Here is a 23,327-nt window from a genome sequence, read left to right on the forward strand (position 1 = left end):
TGTGAACGTCTGCAAAGAAAAAAGAGGTTTGACCTCTCTTTCTTATTTCCGTTTTCGTGCAATCAGATGAATCGGTGTTCCTTCAAAGACAAAGGCCTTACGGATTTGATTTTCCAAGAAACGCATATAGGAGAAGTGCATGAGCTCTTCTTCGTTGACAAAGACCACAAATGTTGGTGGCTTGGTCGCAACCTGGGTCGCGTAGAAAATTTTCAAGCGTTTGCCCTTGTCAGTCGGCGTCGGGTTGATAGCAATGGCATCCATGATGACATCGTTGAGCACAGCCGACGGAATGCGGGTATTCTGACTTTCACTGATGGCCTTAATCATCTCAGGCAACTTGTGCAAGCGTTGCTTGGTCAGAGCTGATACAAAGATAATCGGTGCGTATGACAAGTACTGGAATTGGTCGCGGATATCATCTTCCCATTTCTTCATGGTGTGGTTGTCTTTTTCAAGCGTGTCCCACTTGTTGACCACGATAATCATTCCCTTACCAGCTTCATGGGCAAAACCTGCGATGCGTTTGTCATACTCACGAATACCTTCTTCTGCATTGATGACCATGAGTATAACATCCGAGCGTTCAATGGCACGCATGGCACGCATAACAGAGTATTTCTCGGTATTTTCATAGACCTTACCAGACTTGCGCATGCCTGCGGTATCAATCATGGTAAATTCCTGACCCTCTGGGTCTGTAAAGTGCGTATCAATGGCATCTCGAGTCGTTCCAGCAACAGGCGACGCAATCACGCGCTCTTCACCCAAAATAGCGTTAATCAAACTTGATTTTCCAACGTTTGGACGACCAATCAAGCTGAACTTGATAATATCTGGATTTTCTTCTGCTTCTTGGACTGGCAGATTTTCAATGATCGCATCCAAGACATCCCCTGTACCGATACCATGCACAGATGATACTGGGTAGGGATCCCCAAGACCAAGCGAGTAGAAATCGTAGATGTCGTTCCGCATTTCAGGGTTATCGACTTTATTGACAACCAAAATAACTGGTTTATTTGTCTTATAAAGGATACGCGATACATACTCGTCAGCATCCGTCACACCTTCTTTGCCTGATACGACAAAGACAATAACGTCCGATTCATCCATGGCAATCTCAGCCTGATGCTTGATTTGTTCCATGAACGGTGCGTCCACATCATCAATTCCCCCTGTATCAATCAAGGAAAACTTACGGTTGAGCCACTCACCAGTAGCATAAATACGGTCACGGGTCACACCTTCAACGTCTTCTACGATAGAAATGCGTTCCCCCGCAATACGGTTAAATAGTGTTGATTTACCAACGTTGGGACGGCCAACGATGGCGATAGTTGGTTGAGCCATGGCTCCTCCTCTTCTAATATAGTCGTTTTCGTTTATCTTTTATTACGTCGTTAACTCGCTTTGCCGTACTCCAGTACTGTCTGCAGCTCGTTGCCTAGTACTAAAAGCAAACAAAAAGACTATAACTTACAATAGTTTATTTTTTTCTAATACAGCCCTCGTTTCAGGCTGCTCTGGCTGACCAAACTGGGCAACCATACGCTCCGACCAGGTTTCCGTTTGACGAGCACCTGCATAGTCTGTCTGAACTTGGTCGTAGGCTTCAATCACATCTACACCTTGCTCCACATATTCTTCCTGAAAGACAATGGCTTCGCTTGCCAAACGTGGTTTGACAGGATGGTTTTGGGCTGGTCTACCAAGTGCAATGCAGAAAATTGGATAGGTATAATCAGGCAAGTTGAACAGCTCTGCTATTGCCAAGGCCTTATGGCGAATCATACCGATAAAGACACCACCGTAACCCAAGCTTTCAGCTGCTAAAAGGGCATTTTGCCCTGCTAGGCTCGCATCAACAGAAGAAATCAGGAGATTCTCTGTTCCCTTGGCATCAAAGTCTGAACCATGGAGTTGAGCCGCCTTGCTGGCACGATTATGGTCGCCCACAAAAACCAGAATGGCCTGAGCCTGTAAAATAGCTGGCTGGGGCACCAAATCATAGAGAGCCTGTTTTTTCTCCTCTGACTGCACCACAATGATGGAATAGGACTGGAAATTCTTCCAGCTAGACGCTGCCCGCCCCGCTGTGATAATGGCTTCTAAATGCTCCGCCTCAATGGGCTCTTCCGTAAAACGACGGACGGAAGTATGGCTCAGCATCAAATCAATGGTTTCATTCGGCGGTTCTTTCCTTTCAAATGCAAATCACGAGCCAGATAGCGAATCCGCTCCATAACCCGTTTGGCCTGCCAGGTTTCATCACCAGACTTACCAGATGCAAAATGCCGCTCCAAATCATCAAAGGAGAAATTGGAGGTAAAGAAGGTCGGCAGATTTTCCTGCATACGGTATTGAAGAATGACCTGTAAAACATCGTCGCGCACCCACGGACTATGTTGCTCCGCTCCAATGTCATCTAGTACCAAGACCTGAGCCATCTTGATTTCATCAATCCGCTCCTTGACAGAGCCATCTTTGATAGCATTTTTTATGTCTACCACAAAGGTTGGATAATGGAGCATGGTGGTAGAGAGGTGGCGATTAGTTGATAAGCGATGGGCCATATAAGCCATCAAAAAACTCTTCCCAATTCCAAAATCACCATATAGATACAAGCCTTTGTAGTATTCGCCCACCTGTTCTACAAATGCATCAATAGCCTCATACACCTCAACACGATTGCTGTCTGTGAAATCCAAATCTGCAATAGTAACTTTTTTGAGTGCTTGGGGCATATTGATAAGCTGGATACGGTTCTTGATAGCTTCCAGACGACGGTATTCGACCAATTCCTCTGTTTCAAGATAAGAAACATCCGCATACCCCTCATTCATAACCAAAACAGGTTGATACCCCTTAGCAATATAGGCTTCATCCTGTTTGACAAAGAGGTCACGCTGACTGATATATTCCAAAAACTTAGAAATGGACAAAGTGATTTCCTGCTGGGTCAAACCTTCTTTTTTGATAAAAGCAGCAACTTCAGTATCGCTGACAATCTCTTGAAAGAGTTGCTGATAAGATTTAGGGCTTGGGTTGGTTGCCTGCGACAACCTGTCTTGGACTGATTTCATCAGCTACCTCCCTTGCTTTCGTTTTCTAACATTCGTTTTCTGAGCGCTTCCATTCTAGCCTGAGCTTCTGGGCTTGTGTCCATAACCACCTCTTCCTTACTCCACTCAGGTACATTGGTCTTAGGTGTTTGACTTGATTTGATAGGAGCCGAACCTGCCTTCAAATCTCTTAGGTAAAGAACAGCTGCTTCTGCACTGCCAATTCCCTTGTAGGAAAAATCATTACCCAGCTTCATGGCATATTTTTCATTTAGATTGGCCGAATCCACCTTGTTAAAAGTGTAGAGGACCAAGACATTGATGACTTCGTCAAGCAGGCCTAGATTAGCCAAATCCGTCAAACACTTTTTCTCTGCCGCAGTGACAACCGCCTTGAGGCGATCCTTGATAAACTGCAAATAATCCTTACTGGATAGAGCCTTGGCTTCACGAACAATTGCCTCTTCCTGAGGAGTTAAATTTCCTGAAGCTAATGGTCTTGCCTGGCGTGACTGCTGCAAGCGCTTGGTTGAAATTGTCTGTCCAATGGCTGTTGCTTTGGCCTGACGATAGGTTTCCAACCAGGTCCAACCTGCCTGCTCTGCTATGTGACTAAGGGCAATAATATCCTCAGCTTCATCTTGAAAAAGAAGCTTGTCCTTAGCCATCAAGGCTTTAAAGGCCGACCAATCAAAATCATGCTTGGGTTCAAAAGCTATTGGAACTTGACCATCAATGGTAAAGACTTGGGAGAAGGTTTTGGATACCTTCTTCTCCTTATTTGGTCCAGATACTTGTAAACTTTCTACACTGGCTTCGCCAATCCTTTGGGCCAATAAATTCTTATAAAGCGGTTTGCCCAAAAATTGTTTGACCGTCAGTGGTGGCAACAAGACCAAGCCTGTCAACTCATCTGCCCGATAGACTTGTAGCAATTCCATGGCAGATAAGAGATCCAAGGCCTGCTCCAAGCGCTTCATACCGAAATCCATATGATTGAGGATTGTCGCCCACTTGTAACGCCCCTGCCCCTGATCCGAGAAACTATAGAGGTAGTAGTAAAGGGCTAGGGCATCAAAACTAATGATAGGTTGATAGCACTGGCTTAAACTGATAATGTCTGGTGTAAAAGGACTGGTCTTGATGTAGGTAAATAAATCACTTGGTTTCATTGGCAGCACCTGACTTTACTTTACTACCCTTAGAAATCATCTGCTTGAGCAGATTTTCCAACTCTTCCACATCCTTAAAGGAACGATAGACAGAGGCAAAACGCACATAGGTGATTTCATCCAACTCCACCAATTCATCCATGACAAAGTTACCAATGACATCACTTTCGACCTCGCCATCACTCTGAGAACGAACCTTCTGCTCAATCCGGTTGACAACTTCGTCTATATCACTAGTTGAAACTGGACGTTTTTGTGCTGAACGAATGATGCCATTGAAAATCTTTTCACGGGAAAATTGCTCCCTAGTCCCGTCCTTCTTCACAACGACGAGGGTTTTTTCTTCAACACGTTCATAGGTGGTAAAACGTTGACCACATTGATCGCAAGAACGACGGCGACGGATGGTGTTGCCATCTTCAGCCTGACGACTATCAATAACACTTGATTTCAAACTTTGACATTTTGGACAACGCATACTCTCACTCCTACAACTTCTTTATCACTTCAGTATAGCATAAAAACAGCAAAAATAAAAGAAAGCGAGAAAACCCACTTTCTATTTTTAACCATTGTTAACCGACTGTTGCATCCTCTTGCTTCTTCAAGCGACTATCCACCCATTCACGAACCAGACGGTAAATAACCGCAAAGATAGGTGTAAAGAAGACCATACCAAGCAAGCCAAACAAATTTCCACCAATCAAGGCTGCAGCAAGGGTAAAGAGAGTCGGAAGTCCAACCGATTGTCCAACCACGCGTGGATAGATAACATTCCCCTCAATCAACTGAATAATCTGGAAGAGTGCAATGGACCAGAGCGCCAAGAGGGGATTTTGCACCGCCACAAAGAGGGCACTAATCAGACAGGCGGTAAAGGGACCAATGTAAGGCACAAAGGATAAAACACCTGCCAAAATTCCTGCCATGCTGGCATAAGGAATTCCTGAGAGAGAATAACTCACAAATACGAGAGTACCGATAATACAGGCTTCTACGATTTGGCTCATTAGGAATTTATCATAAGTATCAACAATGACCTCTCCAATATAACTAATCACTCGAACAGTTTTTGTCGGCAGTATCGCTTGTAGGAATTTACCTGTCATAGCTTGCAGATGTTCCTTGCTTCCAAGTATTGCCAAGGTAAAGAAGAAGGCCATCACAAGCGTCATGGTATTGGAAAAAATACCAGTGACATTTGATACTAAACCTGATAAGACTGGCGTTACCAAATTGGAAATAAAGGTTAGATTTTTCAATTGGTCCAGCATACCTGCAATTTGCTCACCCAACTGACCAGCCAAAAGTCCATTTTTTTCCAGGAAGCTTGTGAGGGCATTGACCGATTTAGGAATGGCTGTGCTACTCACCGTCACTAATTGCGACACCGTTGACATCAAGGTAGGAAGTACAATCAACACCAACCCAGTAACAATTAAAGCAAAACCAATCAACACTCCAACAATAGCCAAGGAACGTTTGGATTTATTCAAAAAAGAAATCTTCTCTATCTGATCCTCTATTTTTTTCATAGGCACATTTAAAATAAAGGCAATGATACTCCCTATAAAGAGAGAATTCATGCTTCCCAACAAAATCTGAACTGCCTTGTATATCGTATCCCAATTCAATACAGCTAAGAGGGTAGCTCCAGCCAACAAAATCAATAAAGCTTTTTCTTTAAACGACGAATTCATAATATCTCCAATTTTGTATGATTAGCATTCAGTTTATCATAGGAAGCAAAAAAAAGAAAGAGTTTCCCCTTCCTTAATCTCGCATGGCATAGCCAACACCACGAACAGTCTTGATGTAAGATGGTTTACCAGTAACATCTAATTTTCCACGTAAATAACGAATATATACATCTACTACATTAGTTTCCGATGTCGTTTCATATTTCCAAACTCGCTCTAGCAATTGTTCTCGGCTGACAGGTTCGGGGCTGTTCATCAGAGTTGCAAGCAAATCATATTCGCGTCTGGTCAGGTTAATCAACTCATCCCCACGAGTAACGGTTCGATTTTGAAAATCGACCTTTAGGTCACGATAGGCTGCTTGCAAAGGAACGTGCTTACAATTCTTATCAATAAAATCTCGCCCACGGAAGATGGCTGCAATTTGCTCAACCAAATCACTGATGACAAAGGGCTTGACGACATAAGAAACTGCGTATGAAAGCACTTCTTCTCCATATTTGGCAACATCAGCTGAATCAATAGCCACAATCAAGACACTAGCAGGCTTGATTGCGAGCAACTCTCTGGACAAGTCTTTACTGGACATGTCCGACAGCTGAAAACTCATCAAAATCAAGTCAAAATCTGTTTCATGAGCTAAAGATAGGGCTTCTTTCCCTGTTGAAGCGTAGTCTACCAAATACTCTTTCTTCTGTAATTCCATGGAAACAAAGTGCGATAGATTGCGCTCTCTTCCTGCAATTAAAATTTTCTTAGCCATTATCTCTTTCATTGTTCTCTCTATCAATCAAATCAGCTAGCGATAAATTAGAAAGAAGAGGCTGGGCATAAAGTCCAAAGACACTTCTCAGAGTTCGTGTCAACATCTCAGCGCAGTGGTTGATTGGCAGATTTATTCGTGTTTCACCCTCCAAATCTGACCTAATCAACTGTGCGGGGGTGGGAAGACGAACTCTTTTTTGACTAGTCGAGTTCTTTCCCACTCCCATTCTTTTTATTTTGTTTCGCTATACCAATCGTAGTGGAAGACACCTTCTTTGTCTTTACGGTTGTAAGTGTGAGCACCGAAGTAGTCACGCTGGGCTTGGATCAAGTTAGCTGGCAAGTTTTCTGCACGGTAGCTGTCAAAGTAAGTAATGGCAGCTGAGAAGGTTGGCACAGGCACTCCTGCTTGAACAGCCAAGGTTACCACATCGCGAACAGCCTGTTGGTATTTAGCTGTTACATCAAGGAAGTACTCATCCAAGAGCAAGTTTGCCAAATCTTCATCACGTCCGTATGCATCTGTAATCTTTTGCAAGAAACGAGCACGGATGATACAACCTGCACGCCAGATTTTTGCAATTTCCCCAAATGGCAGGTTCCAGTTGTTTTCTTTTGATGCTACGCGCAACTGTGCAAAACCTTGTGCATAAGACATGATTTTTGAGAAGTAAAGAGCTTGACGGATCTTTTCAACCAATTCAGCCTTGTCACCTTCGTAGGCAAATGGAGCTGGTTTTGGAAGAACTTTGCTTGCTGCCACGCGCTCATCCTTGTAAGTTGAGATATAACGAGCAAAAACGGATTCTGTAATCAATGACAATGGGACACCCAAATCAAGAGATGATTGGCTAGTCCATTTACCAGTACCCTTGTTACCAGCAGCGTCCATGATATAGTCAACGATTGGACCATCTTGACCTTGGTCATCCTTACGCTTCAAGATGTCAGCCGTGATTTCAATCAAGTAGCTGTCTAGTTCACCCTTGTTCCACTCAGTAAAGATATCAGCCATTTCATCTACTGACAAACCGAGCAAGTGTTGCATGAGGTCATAAGATTCCGCAATCAACTGCATGTCGCCATACTCGATACCGTTGTGGACCATTTTTACGTAGTGACCAGCTCCATCTGGACCGATATAAGTCACACATGGTGCTCCATCTTCTGGTGCTTTTGCTGAAATTTCTTCCAAGACATCTGCTACCAATTCATAGGCTTCTTTTTGACCACCAGGCATGATAGATGGACCTTCAAGGGCGCCTTTTTCACCACCAGATACACCTGTACCGATGAAGTTGATACCTGAGTTAGCCAATTCTTTGGAACGACGGATGGTGTCTTCATAGAAGGTATTACCACCGTCAATCAAGATGTCGCCTTCATCCAAGTGTGGCAAGAGGGCTTGAATAGTTGCATCTGTACCCGGACCAGCTTGAACCATAAGCATGATACGACGTGGCTTTTCGATAGATGCTACAAAGCTTTCCACATCGTAACTTGGTACCAAATTTTTCCCTGGGTTGCTTGCAACAACGTCTTCTGTCTTGTCAGCAGAACGGTTGTAAATGGCTACTGAATAACCTCGTGATTCTACGTTAAGTGCCAGGTTGCGGCCCATAACGGCCATTCCTACAACACCAAAATTTGCTTTTGTCATTTGTTTACTCCTCTAATTTCTATCTCTTTTATTATACACTGAAAGCTTAAAATTGACAAGAATTTTCAGATAATTTAACCATCCAAACTATTCTTCGCTATCAAACAAGCCCTGTAATTGTGCAAAAGGACTGTTGGCTTCTTTTTTCTCTTGAGTTTTTTGTTGAAAATCTTCCTCGGTCATCAAAGCCCAAGCTTGACCAGATGGTAAGTCTGTTCCCGCCTCTTCCTCAGGTGTCAAGACCTTGATTGGAATGGCTAAAAGAATATTATCCGCCACGCTTTCCTCTAGGACAATGTGGTCGTCTTCTACTACCAGAACCATATCCTCGTCAATCAAGTCCTGCTCCTTAAGAACAGCCTCATTGGCAACAAAGAGTTCATTGACTTCTTGCACTTCATGTAAAAGGACAGGTTGCAGGGAACGGCTGGAAGCCAGGGTAATGTCGTAAGTCATCTGATAGTCCAAGAAAAAGAAACCTGATTCAAAGCGAACATTTCCACTTACTTGTACAGGCGACAAACCTAAAACTTCACTATTGCGAACCTGCAAATCTTCCTGCAAGTCCAAGGTCTTCTCAAAGGAAATTCCATCTGGATTTTTCTGAATATCGTAAATATGAAACATTGTATTCCCCTATTCAGCTAGTTCTGTGATGTAATTATAGACTTCCTGACCGGCAACTGCACCATTTCCAACAGCAGTCGCAATCTGGCGCAGCTGATTTTGGCGGATGTCACCGATGGCGTAAATACCAGATTTGCTGGTTGCCATCTTTTCATCCGTGATAATCCAGCCAGCCTCGTCTGTAATACCCAAATCGACAACCGAATCCGTCATCGGATCCAAACCGACATAGATAAAGACACCACCGAAGTCCAGCTCGCTGACTTCCTCTGTTTTCACATTTTTGATAACAACGCTTTGTACACGTAAGTCGTCGCCCTTGATTTCTTCCACGACACTATCCCAGATGAAGTTAATTTTTTCATTGGCAAAGGCGCGGTCTTGAATGACCTTTTGAGCGCGCAGTTGGTCACGGCGGTGAACAATGGTCACAGATTCCGCAAATTGTGTCAAGAAGAGGGCTTCTTCGACCGCAGAATCACCACCGCCGACTACCAAGAGTTTCTGACCACGGAAGAAGGCACCGTCACAGACCGCACAGTAGGAAACGCCGCGACTATTGTAGGTATCCTCACCCGGAACACCTAGTAAGCGGTGTTTAGCCCCCATAGCTAGAATGACAGTTTTGGTTTCCAAAACACCGTCTTCTGTAATAACTTTCTTGATTGGTCCATCTTCTTCGATACGCACCAAGGTGCCAAAAATGTGATCTACTCCGAATTTTTCCAGAGGTTCAAACATTTTCTCTGCCAAGGCTGGACCAGAAATATGGTCATAGCCTGGATAGTTTTCGATTTCAGCCGTATTGTTCATCTGGCCACCGTAAATACCACGTTCCAGAAGAGCTACCTTTAGATTGCTTCGTCCTGCGTAGAGAGCAGCAGTCATCCCTGCAGGACCTGCTCCAACAACAATTGTATCGTACATATCTTTTCCTTCTATGCTTTAAACATTAACAAAATCCCCATGACCCCAAAAGCAAGAATTGGGATGGTCATGACGTTGATCATCAACAAATCAAATATAAAATCCTGGCGCTCTTGCGGCGTTCGATCAACTTTTTTACCTGCTCTTACAGCAAAATAAATCAAGCTAGATAGAATGACCAGCAGGGCTGCAACCAAAAGCCCCTGCAAATAAAAACTGAGAATATTTTGTAACATGGTCTTTTCCAACCCTCCTAGAAGGTTTGGCGTTTGGCCTTGCGCTCTGCACGTCCCTTGGCACGCGCTTCCACACGTTTGGTCTTGCGGCGCTTCTCATCAACAGCCCATTGGATTTTCTTCTTATAGCCTGGTTTGACTTTTTTCTTTTTCTTCTTCACCAAGCCAATCATTTCCAAGTCCAGTTTTTCACGAGATTTTTCTCGGTTGACACGGCGGTCACGGTCGTAGGTATCGACAAACTCCCCATTCTTCATTTCTTTTGGCAAGAATTTGATGTTGAGTTTTTCTAACTCGCGAATGTCCGCATCATCACTCGGCTGATAGAGGGTAATGGCAATACCCGACAAGCCATTTCGACCTGTACGACCCACACGGTGGACAAAGAAGGAAAGGTCCTGAGGAATGGCATCGTTGATGACATGGCTAACACCTTCGATATCAATCCCACGCGCTGCCAAGTCTGTTGCTACGATGTACTGATAATCCAAATTTTTCACCTGGTTCATGATCCGCTTGCGTTCACGCGGTGGAATGTCCCCGTGAATTTTTGCAACCCGCAAACCATTAGCAGTTAAGTAACTGTGCAATTCATCTGCACGGGTCTTTGTATTGACAAAAATCATAGCCAAATATGGCTGCATGAGCTTGGTCGCTTCCAAAATCTGCGCATTGCGATCACGGCCCTTGGTTGAAATCAGCCAATTTTCAATGGTATCTGAAATGACCGTCTGGGTCTTGATTTGTTCCATGACTGGATTAGACAAATACTTTTTCAAAAACGGTTGCAGTTTCTGCGGAATGGTCGCTGAAAAGACCATAAATTGCAAGTCTTTTGGCAGACTTCCGGCAATCTTATCTACCGTTTCCAAAAAGCCCATGTCCAAGGTCATATCTGCTTCATCCACCACAAAGGTTTTAGCTTTATGGATCGCAAGGTCACCTGATTTAACCAAGTCATAAATACGACCTGGTGTCCCAACAACAATATGTGGCTGACCAGTTTGAAGTTTGTCAATCTGACGGTTTTTATCTGTACCACCAACATAATTGGTCACACGAACTTCCATGTCCGAATGACTAGCCAACTGGCGTGCTGCTTGATAAATCTGGGTCGCCAATTCACGTGATGGAGCTGTAATAACTGCTTGAACCTGGTCTAATTCCTCATTTAGCTTTTGGAAGATGGGAATTAAGAAGGTATGGGTCTTTCCTGAGCCTGTTTTTGACTCTCCAATCAAGTCACGACCAGACAAGACGATTGGGATTAGTTTTTCCTGAACCTCTGTCGGCTGAACAAAGTTAATTTCTTTCAAGGCCTCCTGAATGTAAGGCTTGAGTTTCATATCTGTAAATTTCATAGTTTCCTCTTTAGAACCCGTATTCACAAGGCAAGTATAGTCTTTTAGTACTAGTCAACGAACCGCAGGCATAACTGGAGTTAGGCAAGGCGAGTTAAAAAGAAAAACTAAATGACGATACCAACAATGGATACTGGTTCTTCATTATACTGCCTTCTATTATAGCATGATTTAGGTTGACAAGCAAAAAGGACGGATGCCCGCCCTCATTAGCTCTCACTTACTTCCGTAAATTCTGCCTCGATAATCCCTAGTTCTTTTTCCTCTGCCAAACTAGCCTTGAAGGCTTCGCTGAGTTCTAGTTCGCTATCGAAATCACCCTTTAATTTTTTTACAAAGGTATCAGCTAGCAAACCACCCATTGGTTGGAAAGTAAAATAGGTCAAACCACCTGAAATCAGTCCACCCAAAATAGGGACCGCATTGGCAATGGTTTTCTCCACAGTCTTTTTGGTAATCTTAACACCAATCACTGCAGCAACCTTTCTCACCAAGGGATACCAAGTCGTTTTGGTCAGAGCCTGCATGGCTACTTTCTTACCAACATTTGCCCCAACTGTTTTGGATACTTTATTTAGAAGCACTGCTGAACCACCTGCTCCAAACATGACACCGATGTAGGCAATAATACGGATTTGAACCTCTTCTGGAATTTCCTTTCCTTGACCAACAAACAACTCATCTTCTCCAAAAAGATAAGCAATTTGCTGCGATAAATTCAAGGCAAAGCCAAAATACTGAGCAATATCTGCTGTCCCAGCTGCTATGGCAGTAAAAGGATTGCCCGGCAAGCCTGCTGCAAAGGATAAAAGCGAGGTCTTGGTTGTCATATCATTGATGATTTTATCGGCCTCTTTGCGTAGGGCTTCGAGGCTATAAACCGCTGTTGGCCCATCCGCTAAAATCTTGTCCAAATAGGGACTATCCTTAAACCGAGTTTTCAAAAATTCTTCCCTGTTGACTTTAACCATCGGAAGCTGACTAGCTGCCGTCATGGTCTGGAGCACGACCCCATAAAGCTGTTCTTGATTTAACTGTTCCATAATTATCCTCCGCCTATTCCACTTCTCTTTATTCTACATCTCATCGACCATTTTTGTCAAGGTAAAAATAAAACAGCATTTCTGCTGTTTCTAAAATTCTATAGATAAAGAATAGCCAGTGTAAGCAGGCTCATGACAAGTCCGACTGACCAAAGGAAGAAGTCAACCTGCCACTCGCTCCATTTTTCAGACTTACCTGTCAAACCACCTAATTCTAAATGGTGGTGGAAAGGAGTCATTCGGAAGATACGACGACCTTCTCCAAAGCGTTTTTTGGTGTATTTGAAATATGAAACCTGCAACATAACAGATGATGTTTCAATAACATAGACCAGACCGATTAGAAGAAGAGTCCATTCTTGACGAAGCGCAATGGAAATGGTTGCCAGCATTCCACCAAGAGCCAAACTACCCACATCTCCCATGAAGATCTTGGCTGGTTTACGGTTGTAGACAAAGAAACCAAGCAAGCCACCGATCATGGTCACACAGACCAAGAGAATATCAAACTTCTGCTCCTGGTAAGCAATAACAGAATAGGCCAGCAAACTAATAACAACCGAAATGGAGGCCAAACCATCAATACCATCGGTCAGGTTGACCGCGTTTGAAAAACCAACCAACCAGAATAGAACAAATGGTAAATAGAGTACCCCAAGATTGATAATGTGGCCAAAGACATTGAGCTCACCACCACCAGCACCTTTGACATGGACAAAATAGAAAACAAGACCACCCAGGATTTGTAGGGCTAGCTTTTGCTTAGGATTAAGTCCTTCATTGATTTTGCGGAAGATTTTCAAGAAATCATCCAAAAATCCGACCAAGCCATAGAGAGCCAAAATGAAAAGAATAGCCAAGACACCACCTGTCAGCATTTTCAGGCTAGCTGCAAAAATAAAACTAACAAGGACAGCAACAACTAGGAAGACTGTACCCCCCATGGTAGGAGTTCCGGCCTTGAACTGGTGTTGCTTGACATCTTCGTGCATCTGTTGCCCTTCGATGCGCTTGGCTTGATAAAAGGTAATAAATCGTGGTATCAGGATTACCGTTGCTAAAAATGCAACCAATCCCGACATAAGTGCAAACTGCATATTATTCTCCTAACGTAACTGTTAATTTCTTGGTTTTATTCAACTTGGTCCCCACTTCTACGCTCTGCTTCACAACCTTGGAACCAGACCCCTCATAGGTCACTTCAATACCTGTCCATTCAGCTAGTAGATCCATATTCTCCTTGGTCACCGCATACAAGTCTGGCATTTCTTCCAATTTATTCGTCAATAAGAGAACCTGTTGATTAGGGGCTACTAAGCTACCTTTTTCCAAAGAAACCTTCTTAATCTCAGCACCTTTGCCTAAAATAACTGGTTGAACCAGATAGCGACGAAGCTCCTCAGCCGACTCACCAGGTGCCTTACCAATTAGATCTGGCAATGTGTAGTCCGTTTCTTTTCCAACAGAAGCTAGGGACGGAGCTGGAGCATCTATGTTCAAGCTATCCTTCAATAACATTGCTTCTTTCAAAGTCGGGCTTACAATAGTATCCCAAGAGAGAACACTCAAGACTTCTGGCTGACGAATGGTCACATACATAATGAACTCTGGATCCTCAGCAGGAATCATGGCGACAACCGAGTTGGTATAAGCGCCCTTGATATAACCCTGACCGTCTTCACTGGCAATCTCGGCAGAACCAGACTTCATCGCAATATCATAGCCTTCAACCTGAATAGCTGGCCCTTGTAAATCTGAAGAATAAAGAGTCCCAAACACAGGGTCCGTACCAACATTTATCATATATTTCAATGTCTCATCTGCCGCCTGTTCAGAAACTGGATTCCCGACTTCTTCTTTAGATGAAAGCCTTGCAGTATCAGTATTCGGATTATACAGGGCTGAAATAAATTTTGGCTCTAACATGATACCATTATTTGCAATCGCAGAGAAACTTCGAAGCATTTGCACTTGGTTAGCTGAAATACCCTGACCAAATGTAGACATGGCAATCGTTACAATATTATCCTCAGGAACAAGACCTGGTGCCTCATCCCCCATACCAAATCGTGTTGGGTAACCATAGCGAAATTTAGCAAGATAATTTAGCCATTTTTCATCCCCCATTTCTTGTTGTAACAAAGTCATTCCGACGTTACTTGAGAGTGAAAAACCCTGAGCAAAATTTAACGTAACAGCTGATTGGCCAGCGTTTAAAGTCCAGTCATTGATTTTTGCGTCTGCAATCACATACTCGTTATTGGTATAGTAGGCATTTGGGTCAAAGGTTCCATTGTCAATAGCTGATGCGACAGTCAAAACCTTCATGGTAGAACCTGGTTCAAAGGCCTCTTGGTAGAGGAGGGAACGCTCTAGAACCCCCTCTTGTCCCAAGCCTTCCTTGGTATCTGAGTCATAACTTGGACGTTGTGTCGTTGCTAAAATCTCTCCTGTCTTAGCCGAAACTAAAGTAGCATTGGCATAGCGACCTCTGGCGGTATCAAAGAAAGTATTCATATTGGTTTCCAAGGACCGCTGCAGGTCTGCAGAAATCGTCGTATAGACATCCTGACCATTGATAGTTTCTTCTTTAACTGTTTCTGTTCCTGGCAGCACACGTCCCTGACTGTCCTTTTCATAGACAACCTTACCATCCTGACCAGCTAGAATATCGTTGAGGTAGTACTCCATACCACTCATACCTTGCAGGCTATGACTACCATCCTTGTTTTCAATCAAGTTGGCTAGTCCGACAAAGATGGAAGCAAAGTTTCCATTTGGATACATCCGACCTGGGCTGGCATTAAAGGCTATCCCTTCAATCCCCGCCGCCTTCATCTCCTCCTGAATAGTGCTCATGGTATTATAAGAAATATTTTTCCCTAAGGTTCCAAAATAAACCTGCTTCAGTTCTGGCTGTCGTAACTGTTGAAGAACGTAATCTGTTTCCATTCCAAGGTGTTTTTTGAATACATCTGCAACTTTACTAAATTGACTGTCCTGAACATAAAGAATTTTCTTCAATTCGGAAACATATTCCTTATCAATAATAGCATAAACGGTATAGGTGGTAGAATCTTCTGCAATAGGTATACCTGTTCGGTCATAGATAGTTCCCCGTTTAGCCTGAACTGTCACTTCTTGCTGGTGGACAGCCTCTGCTCTCTCCGACAATTTCACACCTGCCTTGCTATCTGTACCAATAATGTAGGCAAAATTAAAGAGAAAGATAGAAAAGATTAAAATCGTCAAAAACAGCAGACCTTGGCCTACTCTTCGACGATTTTGGGACGGAAGATACCTTGTTTTCAGGACATACTGCAAGAGTTTATTGTTTCTTCTGGGCATTATTCAGCTACTCCAATATTATCGTTATTAAATGTTAATCCAGCCTTCTCCGCTATCTCCATCAGACGTGCCGAACGTGTGAGTTCGTTAACAGCCTGTTTGGCATCATTGATTTCAATCTGTTTTTGGTTGATGTTTTGATTGACCTTGGCCATTTCAGACTGGACTTGAATCAAACGGGTCTGCAAGAAAATAATCCCTATCGCCAAGGCCAGACCGGATAGGATAATACTTGTATAAAAGGCTTTTTCTACACGGGTGAAGGTTTTAAACTTATCACCAATCACTCGCATGGTAGCTTCTCTACGTTTTTCTTGTAACATAGATGTTTCTCCTACTTATGTACTCTCTTGGCTACGCGCAACTTGGCTGAATGGGCACGATTGTTGGCTTCCAATTCTTCCTGACTAGGTAAGATAGGCTTACGATTGACCAATTCAAGCGGTGCTTTCAAATCATCTGGAATAAACGGCAGACCTTTTGGCACATCAATCGTACTCGCTTCCTTAAAGAGTTGTTTGGTCAAGCGGTCTTCCAAGGAATGAAAGGTGATGACGGAAATGCGTCCATTCAAGGCTAATAAGTCAATAGCCTGCTGAATAGACTCGTCTGCCGCTCCCAATTCATCGTTGACCTCAATCCGAATAGCCTGGAAAATCTGCTTAGCAGGATGGCCCTTCTTCTTGAGTTCCTTGGCAGGCTTGGCAGACTTGATTAGCTCTGCCAACTCAGTTGTGGTTTCAATGGGCTTGATGTCCCTAGCCTGTTCAATCTTACGAGCAATCTGTTTGGAAAATTTGTCCTCACCGTACTTGAAGAAAATCCGTACCAAGTCGTGATAGTCATAGGTATTGACCACATCATAGGCTGTCAACCGACCATCACGGTTCATGCGCATGTCAAGCGGAGCATCCTGTTTGTAAGAAAAGCCACGCTCCCGCTCATCCAACTGCGGACTGGACACACCCAAATCGTAACAAATCCCATCAATCTCTGTCACACCCAGCTCTGCCAAGCGGGCCTTGAGGTTGCGGAAATTATCCTTGATAAAGGTAACTTGTCCCTTTTCAATGTAGGCTGCCAAGCGGATTTGGGCGTGGTCAATGGCCGTCTGATCCTGGTCGAAGGCATAAAGATGCCCACCATCTGTCAACTGACTGAGCAGGTACTCACTATGCCCTGCTCCACCCAGCGTTGCATCTACATAAATTCCATTTGGTTTGATGTCTAACATATCGACTGTCTCATGCAAGAGAACAGTTGTGTGATTAAATTCCTTGGTCATATCTTTTCTATTGTACCACAAATTAAAATAAAAAGTTGTTGCAAACTTTTTACAAAAAATATGTCAAATATAGTTGACAAGATTTCTGGATAGGTATATAATAACATTACAGAAAGATGTCAGATATAGTTGACATAACCAGGGAGGCCTCCCACATTTTTTTACACTTATATGTCGGATATAATTGACAACATTTTAAAAGGATAGCCAACCTATCCTCTCATTTTTAGTCAAATGTGTCAGATATAATTGACATAGAAAGGAGGGCACATGAACCGTGTCAAAGACTACCGCCTACTGCTAGGTATTTCCCAGCTGGATTTGGCCAAGGCCATCGGCGTATCCAGGCAGACCATCAACATGATTGAAAACAACAAGTACAACCCCTCGCTAGACCTCTGTATCAACCTAGCCAAAGCTTTACAGACTGACCTCAACAGCCTCTTTTGGAATGAATAGAAAGGAAAAATTACCATGAAAAAGAACACACGCAAAGCCCTTATCTCTACTCTCATTTTTATCCCGCTCTTTGTCCTCTTTCAGCTTTGGGGCAATAGCGGAGCTGACATCTTGCATATCATCAGCCAAGCCAAATTCTGGCTACAACTTCTGATTACCGGGGCAATCTACTTCTTAGGACTAGCCTACCTACCTCTCATTTTTCGTCGTAAGTAAATAGGAGTATCGTATGAAAAAAGAAAACTTTCAAGATAAATTGATCAAACGATTTTACGGTATCGCAGGGCCCTTGGATGAATTTCGCCAAAAAGAAGCCTTCCGACTAGGCAATACCTGCTTTATCCTGCTCTTTTGGGGCACCATGGTTCTTACCCTGCTGGCACTTGCCCTATCCAAACGCTACCCAGAAGTCGTTGCCTATGGCTACCCAACTGCTCTACTCCTATCCACTCTTTCCGCCAGTATGTATATGGCATCCAAGATGCGCCACAGCCAAGTGGACAGTTTAGATGTAGAAGAATTGACTAGCAAGGAACAGAAGCAGCTCAAGGGAGCAAGTTTCAAATTCACCCTCTATTTCACAACCGTTATGTACATTTGGACTGTTGTTTTTGGTGCCTGGATGGATGGGCTCAATCCTTTCGACCACCTATTTGACCTCCGAAAATTCCTTGCAGCCTGTCTAGGTGGTATTTTCACAGGCATTGCTATCGAAATCATGTTACGCAAGCGCATGAAAAAAGCAGAACAACTGACTGTCAGCTCTGCTATTTCCAAAAAAGAACCTAAGTGGATCCAAAACATGATACGGCACGTTTATGGTATTCGCGGGCCTTTAGACGAGTACCGACGGACTAAGGCAGATGAGATTGGGGGAATAGCCTTTATCTACCACTTCTACTTCCTAGCTCTCGGAAATGCCATCGCCTACTTCCTAGCCTACCGCTATTCTCTGGAGGTGGCTACCTACTATCCAATGATCATTGGCTTCTTCAGTATTATCCTAATTGGTATCGTTAATATGCGCACCCTCCATGCTGACCTGCCTCAATATGACGTGGATGAACTAAGCCCTGAGGAAAGACAAGGCCAGACCCTCAATCCACTGGTTTGGGGACTGGGGGTTGCCCTGCTATCTAGCCTCTTTGCTGGGCTGGCAGACCTCTTTAGCCTCCAGCTTCCCCTACTGGATTCCATCTTCCATGTAAAATCCCTCCTCTTCGGTGGCATGATGGGCCTCTTTGCCAGTCTAGCCCTGTCTGCCCTTGCCTATCTGCAAAAGCTGGAGGCAGACACGACTAAGAAAAAATAAGGAGTAACCCATGAACACCCCCTTTTCCCATAAACAATCCTTTCAATTCTTTGTGCTATTTTATAGTCTGTTCTCTGCCTTTCTTATCTATTCCTACATAGTCAAGGAGCCCATTCACGATAGCTTCCTATTCGTTTTTCCCATCGTCCAGATGCTCAAACCTCTTAAATCTGCAGAAGAAAGGCATTACTTTATTCTCTCAAGTGTCTTTACAGTTATTGTCATGACCTTGACCTATTCCGTGGGCATTTGGCTAGGACATGTCAAACCACTTATCCTCATCCTTCCTGCTGGATTTGCTCTGGCTATTCTTTATCGATTGTATTTCAAAAAGGAGAAAACAGATGAACGTTAACAAACCGAAACTTATACTCACTTTGATTGTTCTCTCCTATACAACAATTTGTAGCCTGTATATACATAGCTACCTGACTGGGGACAATCCACCACTCTTTATCTTACCGTTCACTATACTTCCAATCTTTAATAGTGACTGGCAAACTACCAGTCCAGAATCAAATGCGTTCCAAAAAGCTATCCATCTTTATCGTAAACCACTGCTCTGGTTTCTCATTGCAGGTCTTGTCCTAACCTTATCCATTGGATTTTTCACTGGTCAAATCAAACCACTCTTAGCTGGAACTTGGGGAATATTTGCTCTCTTGGTCTTTATTGGACAATTGAAAAAGTAAGACTATATCAATTCTCTACGAATAGGTAACTTCCTAAAAAAAAAATGAAAAATCTGGATAATATAGGGTTGGCTCAAATCCAGCCCTTTTTGGCTAGCAAATAATCTACTTTCTGGCTTACTTTTTTTCCTATTTATGCTACAATATGCTCATCTTTATTTTTTGAAAAGGTAGCTTTATGAAAGCATTTAAGATACACCTTACTCCCAGCCAACGAATTATTCTCAGCTTTCTGCTGGTCATTCTCCTTGGCTCCCTCTTACTTAGTCTGCCCATTTCGCAAGTCCCTACATCTAATGCCCGTTACTGGGACCATCTCTTCACCTCTGTGTCCATGGTCTGCGTGACTGGATTGTTTACAAAAGCTGTTGCCGATACCTATTCTACATTTGGTCAAATCATCTGTATGCTACTCATTCAGATTGGTGGACTGAGCCTGGTTGGTTTTATTGGCCTCTTTGCCCTACGAGGTGGTCGGAAAATCAATTTTATGAGCATGGCAACTCTCCAAGAAGCCCTCAATCGCTCTGACACAAAACATTTTAGAAATTTTCTCAAGTCTGTTTTCGGCTTCACCCTAGCCATTGAAACACTGGGAGCTATTCTCTTATCTCTGCACTTCGTACCAGAATTCGGTTGGGCTAGGGGGCTATTTACTTCCATGTTCCTAGCCGTTTCAGCCTTCTGTAATGCTGGTTTTGATAATTTCGGCGCCACCAGTATTGTCCGCTATGTTGACAATCCATTGATTAACCTAACCTTAGCCAGCCTAATCATCATGGGAGGACTGGGCTTCTCTGTCTGGTTTGATTTGCAAACCCAGCTTGGGCAAAAATTCCATCTTCGTAAACTGGGATTTCATACCAAGGTGGTTCTAGGTTTGACTGCCACGATTTTGAGCTTTGGGACCCTATTAACCTTACTTACAGAATGGAACAACCCTGCTACCATCGGTCATCTATCCTTTGGTCACAAACTACTAGCAAGCTTTTTCCAGACTGTGACCATGCGAACTGCTGGATTTGCTAGTATTGACTACACCACCGCGGCTCCTATCACCCTGCTGATCTATATCTTTCAGATGATGCTGGGGGGAGCACCAGGAGGAACGGCGGGAGGAATTAAAATTACTGCCTTCCTCACCCTGGTCCTCTATGCCCGTAGCGAAATCTTGGGACTGCCCCATACCAACTTCCTTGGTCGAACCATTGATAGCCTGACCATCCGCAAGGCTTTTGCGACCTTTTCTGTCTTTCTTTTGGTCTTTTTGACAGGCTTATTTGCCCTAGCTATTACAGACAAGCAGCAACCCCTGCTCTTCTTGGTCTTTGAGGTCATGTCTGCCCTAGCAACCGTTGGCGTGACTGCCAACCTGACCCCATCACTAACCATGGCAGGACAGGCCGTTATCATGGCTCTCATGTTTTTCGGCCGCATAGGGCCTCTATCTATTCTAGCTAGCCTTTCCCTCCGTAAAGCATCTAAACAGGAAAGCCTACAATACGCCAAATCATCTATGTTAGTTTAAGAACCTGTATGCGCAGTTCAGCACTGCACTTGTGAATATAGCTTCTAAAAAGGAGAAATCATGCCAAACTATACTATCGGAATCCTGGGCTTAGGAGTATTTGGTACCACCATTGCTAAGACCCTACACAATTATGACTGTAATATCATTGCCATTGATAACCATGAACAACAGATTAACCACCTCGAACCCATTCTCACTCGAGGAATTGTCGGTGATATAACCGACCGTTCTCTCTTGCGAGCTGCGGGCATTGAAAACTGTGATGCAGTCGTCGTTGCAACTGGAGATAATTTGGAATCCAGTGTGCTCGCTGTTATGCACAGTAAGATTCTCGGAGTACCAATGGTCGTTGCCAAGGTCAAGGGAACCACAGCCAAAGAAGTTCTCCTCCGTGTCGGTGCTGACAAAGTCATCTCTCCAGAACGTGAAACAGGTATTTCACTGGCCAAGCAACTTCTTCATAGAGATACAACTAGCCTCCTGGAACTAGAAGGCAATGTGTCTATCGTAGAATTCCATCCACCTGCAAAATGGATTGGTAAGACCTTGGGTGAACTCAAACTCCGTCAGCACTACAAAATGAATATCATCGGTTACCGTAGCGGAGAAAATCAGGAATTGAACATCCAGCTGACCCCAGACTATGTCTTCAAGAGCCACGAACTCATCATGGCTGTTACAGACCATAATACCGTAGACCACTTTGAAGATTTAACCCATTAAAATAAGGAAAAAGCCTATTAGAAATGATGCATTCTAGTAGGCTTATCCTCTGTTATCAAGGAGATTTTATGAGCGACTTAACCAAGGGCAAACCCATTCTAGTCATCTTACAGTTTGCCATTCCCCTGCTGATTGGTTCCTTCTTCCAATTAGCCTATAACTTTGCCGATTCCATGATTGTTGGTCATACCTTAGGCAAGGATGCCTTTGCCAGTGTTGGCTCGACTGCCAGCTTGATTTTTCTCATCATCGGCTTTGCCCAAGGTGTGACAAATGGACTGACCATTCTTTCTGCCCAACGATTCGGAGCCGAGGACTTTGAAGGACTGAAAAAATCCTTTGTTCATGGTCTTTTCTACTCTTTCCTTATCAGCCTGATACTGACAATCCTTGCATTGACTTTTTTACAACCTATCTTGGTCTTAATGAAGACACCTGCTAGTATCATCCAGCATTCCCATGCTTTTCTGACAGCTATGTTTGGTGGATTGACCTTTACCATTTTCTATAATTTCCTGTCCTCAGCCCTGCGCAGTCTTGGAAATTCTAAAACACCTTTAGTGGCTCTTATCATTGCCTGTTTTATCAATATCGGTTTGGACTTTTTCTTCATCCTGGTCATGAAATGGGGTGTCTTCGGGGCTGGGTTTGCAACCATCACCGCCCAGGCTTGCTCCGTTATCTTTCTGATTTTCTACATCGTCAAAAAGGTTCCCCAGTACCATATTAGCTTTTCTGACTTACGATTGGACAAGGACAATCTCAAGAAACATGCCCAACTCGGTTTTCCTATGGGATTTCAAGCTAGTATCATTGCTATCGGAGCCATGACCCTACAGTTTATGGTCAACCAGCTAGGAACAGATGCTATCGCTGCCCAGGCTATTGCTCTCCGCACTGACCAACTGGTTATGCTACCAATGGTCAATCTGGGGCTGGCTATTGCAACCTTTACAGCCCAGAACTACGGAGCTAAACTCTATGATCGAATTCGAGAAGGGGTTCGCAAGGCACTCTACCTCAATATCGCTTGGGCTCTGATTTTTGCCCTCATTCTCGTTCTAGGCAACCGGTTCTTCTCTGGCCTCTTTCTTCCAAATGCCAGTCAAACCGTGCTTGACTTGGCCCTGGTTTACTACATCATCAACGGCTCTTGCTACTGGATCGTTGCCTCTCTCTTTATTCTTCGCAGCTTTATTCAGGGGCTGGGCAAGGGCTTTATCCCAACACTAGCAGGCTTTGGAGAATTGATTTTCCGAGCAGCAGTCGCCGTCATTGGCATGCAGTATTTCGGATTTTATGGAACAGCAGCCGCCAACCCTGCTGCTTGGATTGGCAGTATCTTGGTCCTCATTCCAAGTTCTATCATTTTTATGAAAAAATTAAAAACTGGCCAAAGTATATAAACAAGAAAAACGCAT

25 protein-coding genes are annotated in these 23,327 nt (G+C 43.7%); 8 read left to right on the forward strand and 17 right to left on the reverse strand.

Going from position 1 to position 23,327, the window contains the following annotated elements; translation table 11 throughout:
• Positions 1–42: 42 nt before the first annotated feature.
• The 17 genes from der to rsmH all read right to left on the reverse strand — a co-directional run bounded on the left by der (position 43) and on the right by rsmH (position 17,189).
• The gene (der, locus tag C1G49_RS06910; protein ID WP_105125115.1) at positions 43–1,353 is read right to left on the reverse strand and encodes a ribosome biogenesis GTPase Der; all 1,311 of its coding nucleotides are present in this window, start codon (positions 1,351–1,353) and stop codon (positions 43–45) included.
• A 126-nt stretch (positions 1,354–1,479) separates the two neighbouring features.
• Positions 1,480–2,172: a nitroreductase family protein gene (locus C1G49_RS06915; RefSeq protein ID WP_105125116.1), complete on the reverse strand. Its 693-nt coding sequence runs from the start codon at positions 2,170–2,172 to the stop codon at positions 1,480–1,482.
• Positions 2,172–3,086: a primosomal protein DnaI gene (gene dnaI / locus C1G49_RS06920; protein WP_105125117.1), complete on the reverse strand. Its 915-nt coding sequence runs from the start codon at positions 3,084–3,086 to the stop codon at positions 2,172–2,174. Before dnaI ends, C1G49_RS06915 begins: the two co-directional genes overlap by 1 nt.
• A complete protein-coding gene (locus tag C1G49_RS06925; RefSeq protein WP_105125118.1) occupies positions 3,086–4,237 on the reverse strand; it encodes a replication initiation/membrane attachment protein in 1,152 nt (383 codons plus the stop codon). The genes dnaI and C1G49_RS06925 overlap by 1 nt, the downstream gene beginning before the upstream one ends.
• Entirely contained in the window at positions 4,224–4,715 is a 492-nt protein-coding gene (gene nrdR / locus C1G49_RS06930) for a transcriptional regulator NrdR (protein ID WP_105117716.1), read from the reverse strand. The genes C1G49_RS06925 and nrdR overlap by 14 nt, the downstream gene beginning before the upstream one ends.
• Before the next feature lie 97 nt (positions 4,716–4,812).
• On the reverse strand, positions 4,813–5,937 hold the full coding sequence (locus tag C1G49_RS06935; RefSeq protein ID WP_105125119.1) for an AI-2E family transporter: 1,125 nt from the start codon (positions 5,935–5,937) through the stop codon (positions 4,813–4,815).
• 73 nt (positions 5,938–6,010) lie between these two features.
• A complete protein-coding gene (locus C1G49_RS06940; protein ID WP_105125223.1) occupies positions 6,011–6,700 on the reverse strand; it encodes a response regulator transcription factor in 690 nt (229 codons plus the stop codon).
• 234 nt (positions 6,701–6,934) lie between these two features.
• On the reverse strand, positions 6,935–8,362 hold the full coding sequence (gene gndA / locus C1G49_RS06950) for an NADP-dependent phosphogluconate dehydrogenase (RefSeq protein ID WP_044682074.1): 1,428 nt from the start codon (positions 8,360–8,362) through the stop codon (positions 6,935–6,937).
• A gap of 87 nt (positions 8,363–8,449) precedes the next feature.
• Positions 8,450–8,989, reverse strand: coding sequence for a YceD family protein (locus C1G49_RS06955; protein WP_105125120.1), 540 nt, complete (start codon positions 8,987–8,989; stop codon positions 8,450–8,452).
• A gap of 9 nt (positions 8,990–8,998) precedes the next feature.
• Complete coding sequence (gene trxB, locus C1G49_RS06960) at positions 8,999–9,916, reverse strand: thioredoxin-disulfide reductase (protein ID WP_105125121.1); 918 nt, start codon at positions 9,914–9,916, stop codon at positions 8,999–9,001.
• Positions 9,917–9,927: 11 nt separating this feature from the next.
• Positions 9,928–10,152, reverse strand: coding sequence for a DUF4059 family protein (locus C1G49_RS06965; RefSeq protein ID WP_105125122.1), 225 nt, complete (start codon positions 10,150–10,152; stop codon positions 9,928–9,930).
• 17 nt (positions 10,153–10,169) lie between these two features.
• A complete protein-coding gene (locus tag C1G49_RS06970; protein WP_105125123.1) occupies positions 10,170–11,513 on the reverse strand; it encodes a DEAD/DEAH box helicase in 1,344 nt (447 codons plus the stop codon).
• 209 nt (positions 11,514–11,722) lie between these two features.
• Positions 11,723–12,556 carry a hypothetical protein gene (locus C1G49_RS06975; protein WP_105125124.1) on the reverse strand — a complete coding sequence of 278 codons (834 nt, stop codon included), beginning with the start codon at positions 12,554–12,556 and terminating at the stop codon, positions 11,723–11,725.
• Between the two features lie 98 nt (positions 12,557–12,654).
• Complete coding sequence (mraY, locus tag C1G49_RS06980; protein ID WP_105125125.1) at positions 12,655–13,653, reverse strand: phospho-N-acetylmuramoyl-pentapeptide-transferase; 999 nt, start codon at positions 13,651–13,653, stop codon at positions 12,655–12,657.
• A 1-nt stretch (position 13,654) separates the two neighbouring features.
• On the reverse strand, positions 13,655–15,904 hold the full coding sequence (gene pbp2X, locus C1G49_RS06985) for a penicillin-binding protein PBP2X (protein WP_105125126.1): 2,250 nt from the start codon (positions 15,902–15,904) through the stop codon (positions 13,655–13,657).
• The gene (gene ftsL / locus C1G49_RS06990; RefSeq protein WP_024412194.1) at positions 15,904–16,227 is read right to left on the reverse strand and encodes a cell division protein FtsL; all 324 of its coding nucleotides are present in this window, start codon (positions 16,225–16,227) and stop codon (positions 15,904–15,906) included. The genes pbp2X and ftsL overlap by 1 nt, the downstream gene beginning before the upstream one ends.
• Before the next feature lie 11 nt (positions 16,228–16,238).
• Entirely contained in the window at positions 16,239–17,189 is a 951-nt protein-coding gene (gene rsmH / locus C1G49_RS06995) for a 16S rRNA (cytosine(1402)-N(4))-methyltransferase RsmH (protein WP_105125127.1), read from the reverse strand.
• Between the two features lie 270 nt (positions 17,190–17,459).
• Here rsmH and C1G49_RS07000 point away from each other — a divergent pair, with 270 nt between their 5' ends.
• The 8 genes from C1G49_RS07000 to C1G49_RS07035 all read left to right on the forward strand — a co-directional run bounded on the left by C1G49_RS07000 (position 17,460) and on the right by C1G49_RS07035 (position 23,312).
• Complete coding sequence (locus C1G49_RS07000; RefSeq protein ID WP_002942681.1) at positions 17,460–17,648, forward strand: helix-turn-helix transcriptional regulator; 189 nt, start codon at positions 17,460–17,462, stop codon at positions 17,646–17,648.
• Positions 17,649–17,663: 15 nt separating this feature from the next.
• Complete coding sequence (locus C1G49_RS07005) at positions 17,664–17,864, forward strand: hypothetical protein (RefSeq protein WP_105125128.1); 201 nt, start codon at positions 17,664–17,666, stop codon at positions 17,862–17,864.
• A 13-nt stretch (positions 17,865–17,877) separates the two neighbouring features.
• Positions 17,878–18,960 carry a DUF3278 domain-containing protein gene (locus tag C1G49_RS07010; RefSeq protein WP_105125129.1) on the forward strand — a complete coding sequence of 361 codons (1,083 nt, stop codon included), beginning with the start codon at positions 17,878–17,880 and terminating at the stop codon, positions 18,958–18,960.
• Between the two features lie 10 nt (positions 18,961–18,970).
• The gene (locus C1G49_RS07015) at positions 18,971–19,315 is read left to right on the forward strand and encodes an MFS transporter (RefSeq protein ID WP_105125130.1); all 345 of its coding nucleotides are present in this window, start codon (positions 18,971–18,973) and stop codon (positions 19,313–19,315) included.
• Positions 19,305–19,652, forward strand: a complete 348-nt coding sequence (locus C1G49_RS07020) for a hypothetical protein (RefSeq protein ID WP_105125131.1) — start codon at positions 19,305–19,307, stop codon at positions 19,650–19,652. The genes C1G49_RS07015 and C1G49_RS07020 overlap by 11 nt, the downstream gene beginning before the upstream one ends.
• A gap of 178 nt (positions 19,653–19,830) precedes the next feature.
• Complete coding sequence (locus C1G49_RS07025) at positions 19,831–21,180, forward strand: TrkH family potassium uptake protein (protein ID WP_105125132.1); 1,350 nt, start codon at positions 19,831–19,833, stop codon at positions 21,178–21,180.
• A gap of 60 nt (positions 21,181–21,240) precedes the next feature.
• Positions 21,241–21,906: a potassium channel family protein gene (locus C1G49_RS07030; protein ID WP_105125133.1), complete on the forward strand. Its 666-nt coding sequence runs from the start codon at positions 21,241–21,243 to the stop codon at positions 21,904–21,906.
• Between the two features lie 68 nt (positions 21,907–21,974).
• The gene (locus C1G49_RS07035; RefSeq protein ID WP_105125134.1) at positions 21,975–23,312 is read left to right on the forward strand and encodes an MATE family efflux transporter; all 1,338 of its coding nucleotides are present in this window, start codon (positions 21,975–21,977) and stop codon (positions 23,310–23,312) included.
• Positions 23,313–23,327 lie beyond the last annotated feature (15 nt).

The organism is Streptococcus suis (genome assembly GCF_002960625.1).
GTDB lineage: Bacteria > Bacillota > Bacilli > Lactobacillales > Streptococcaceae > Streptococcus > Streptococcus suis_T.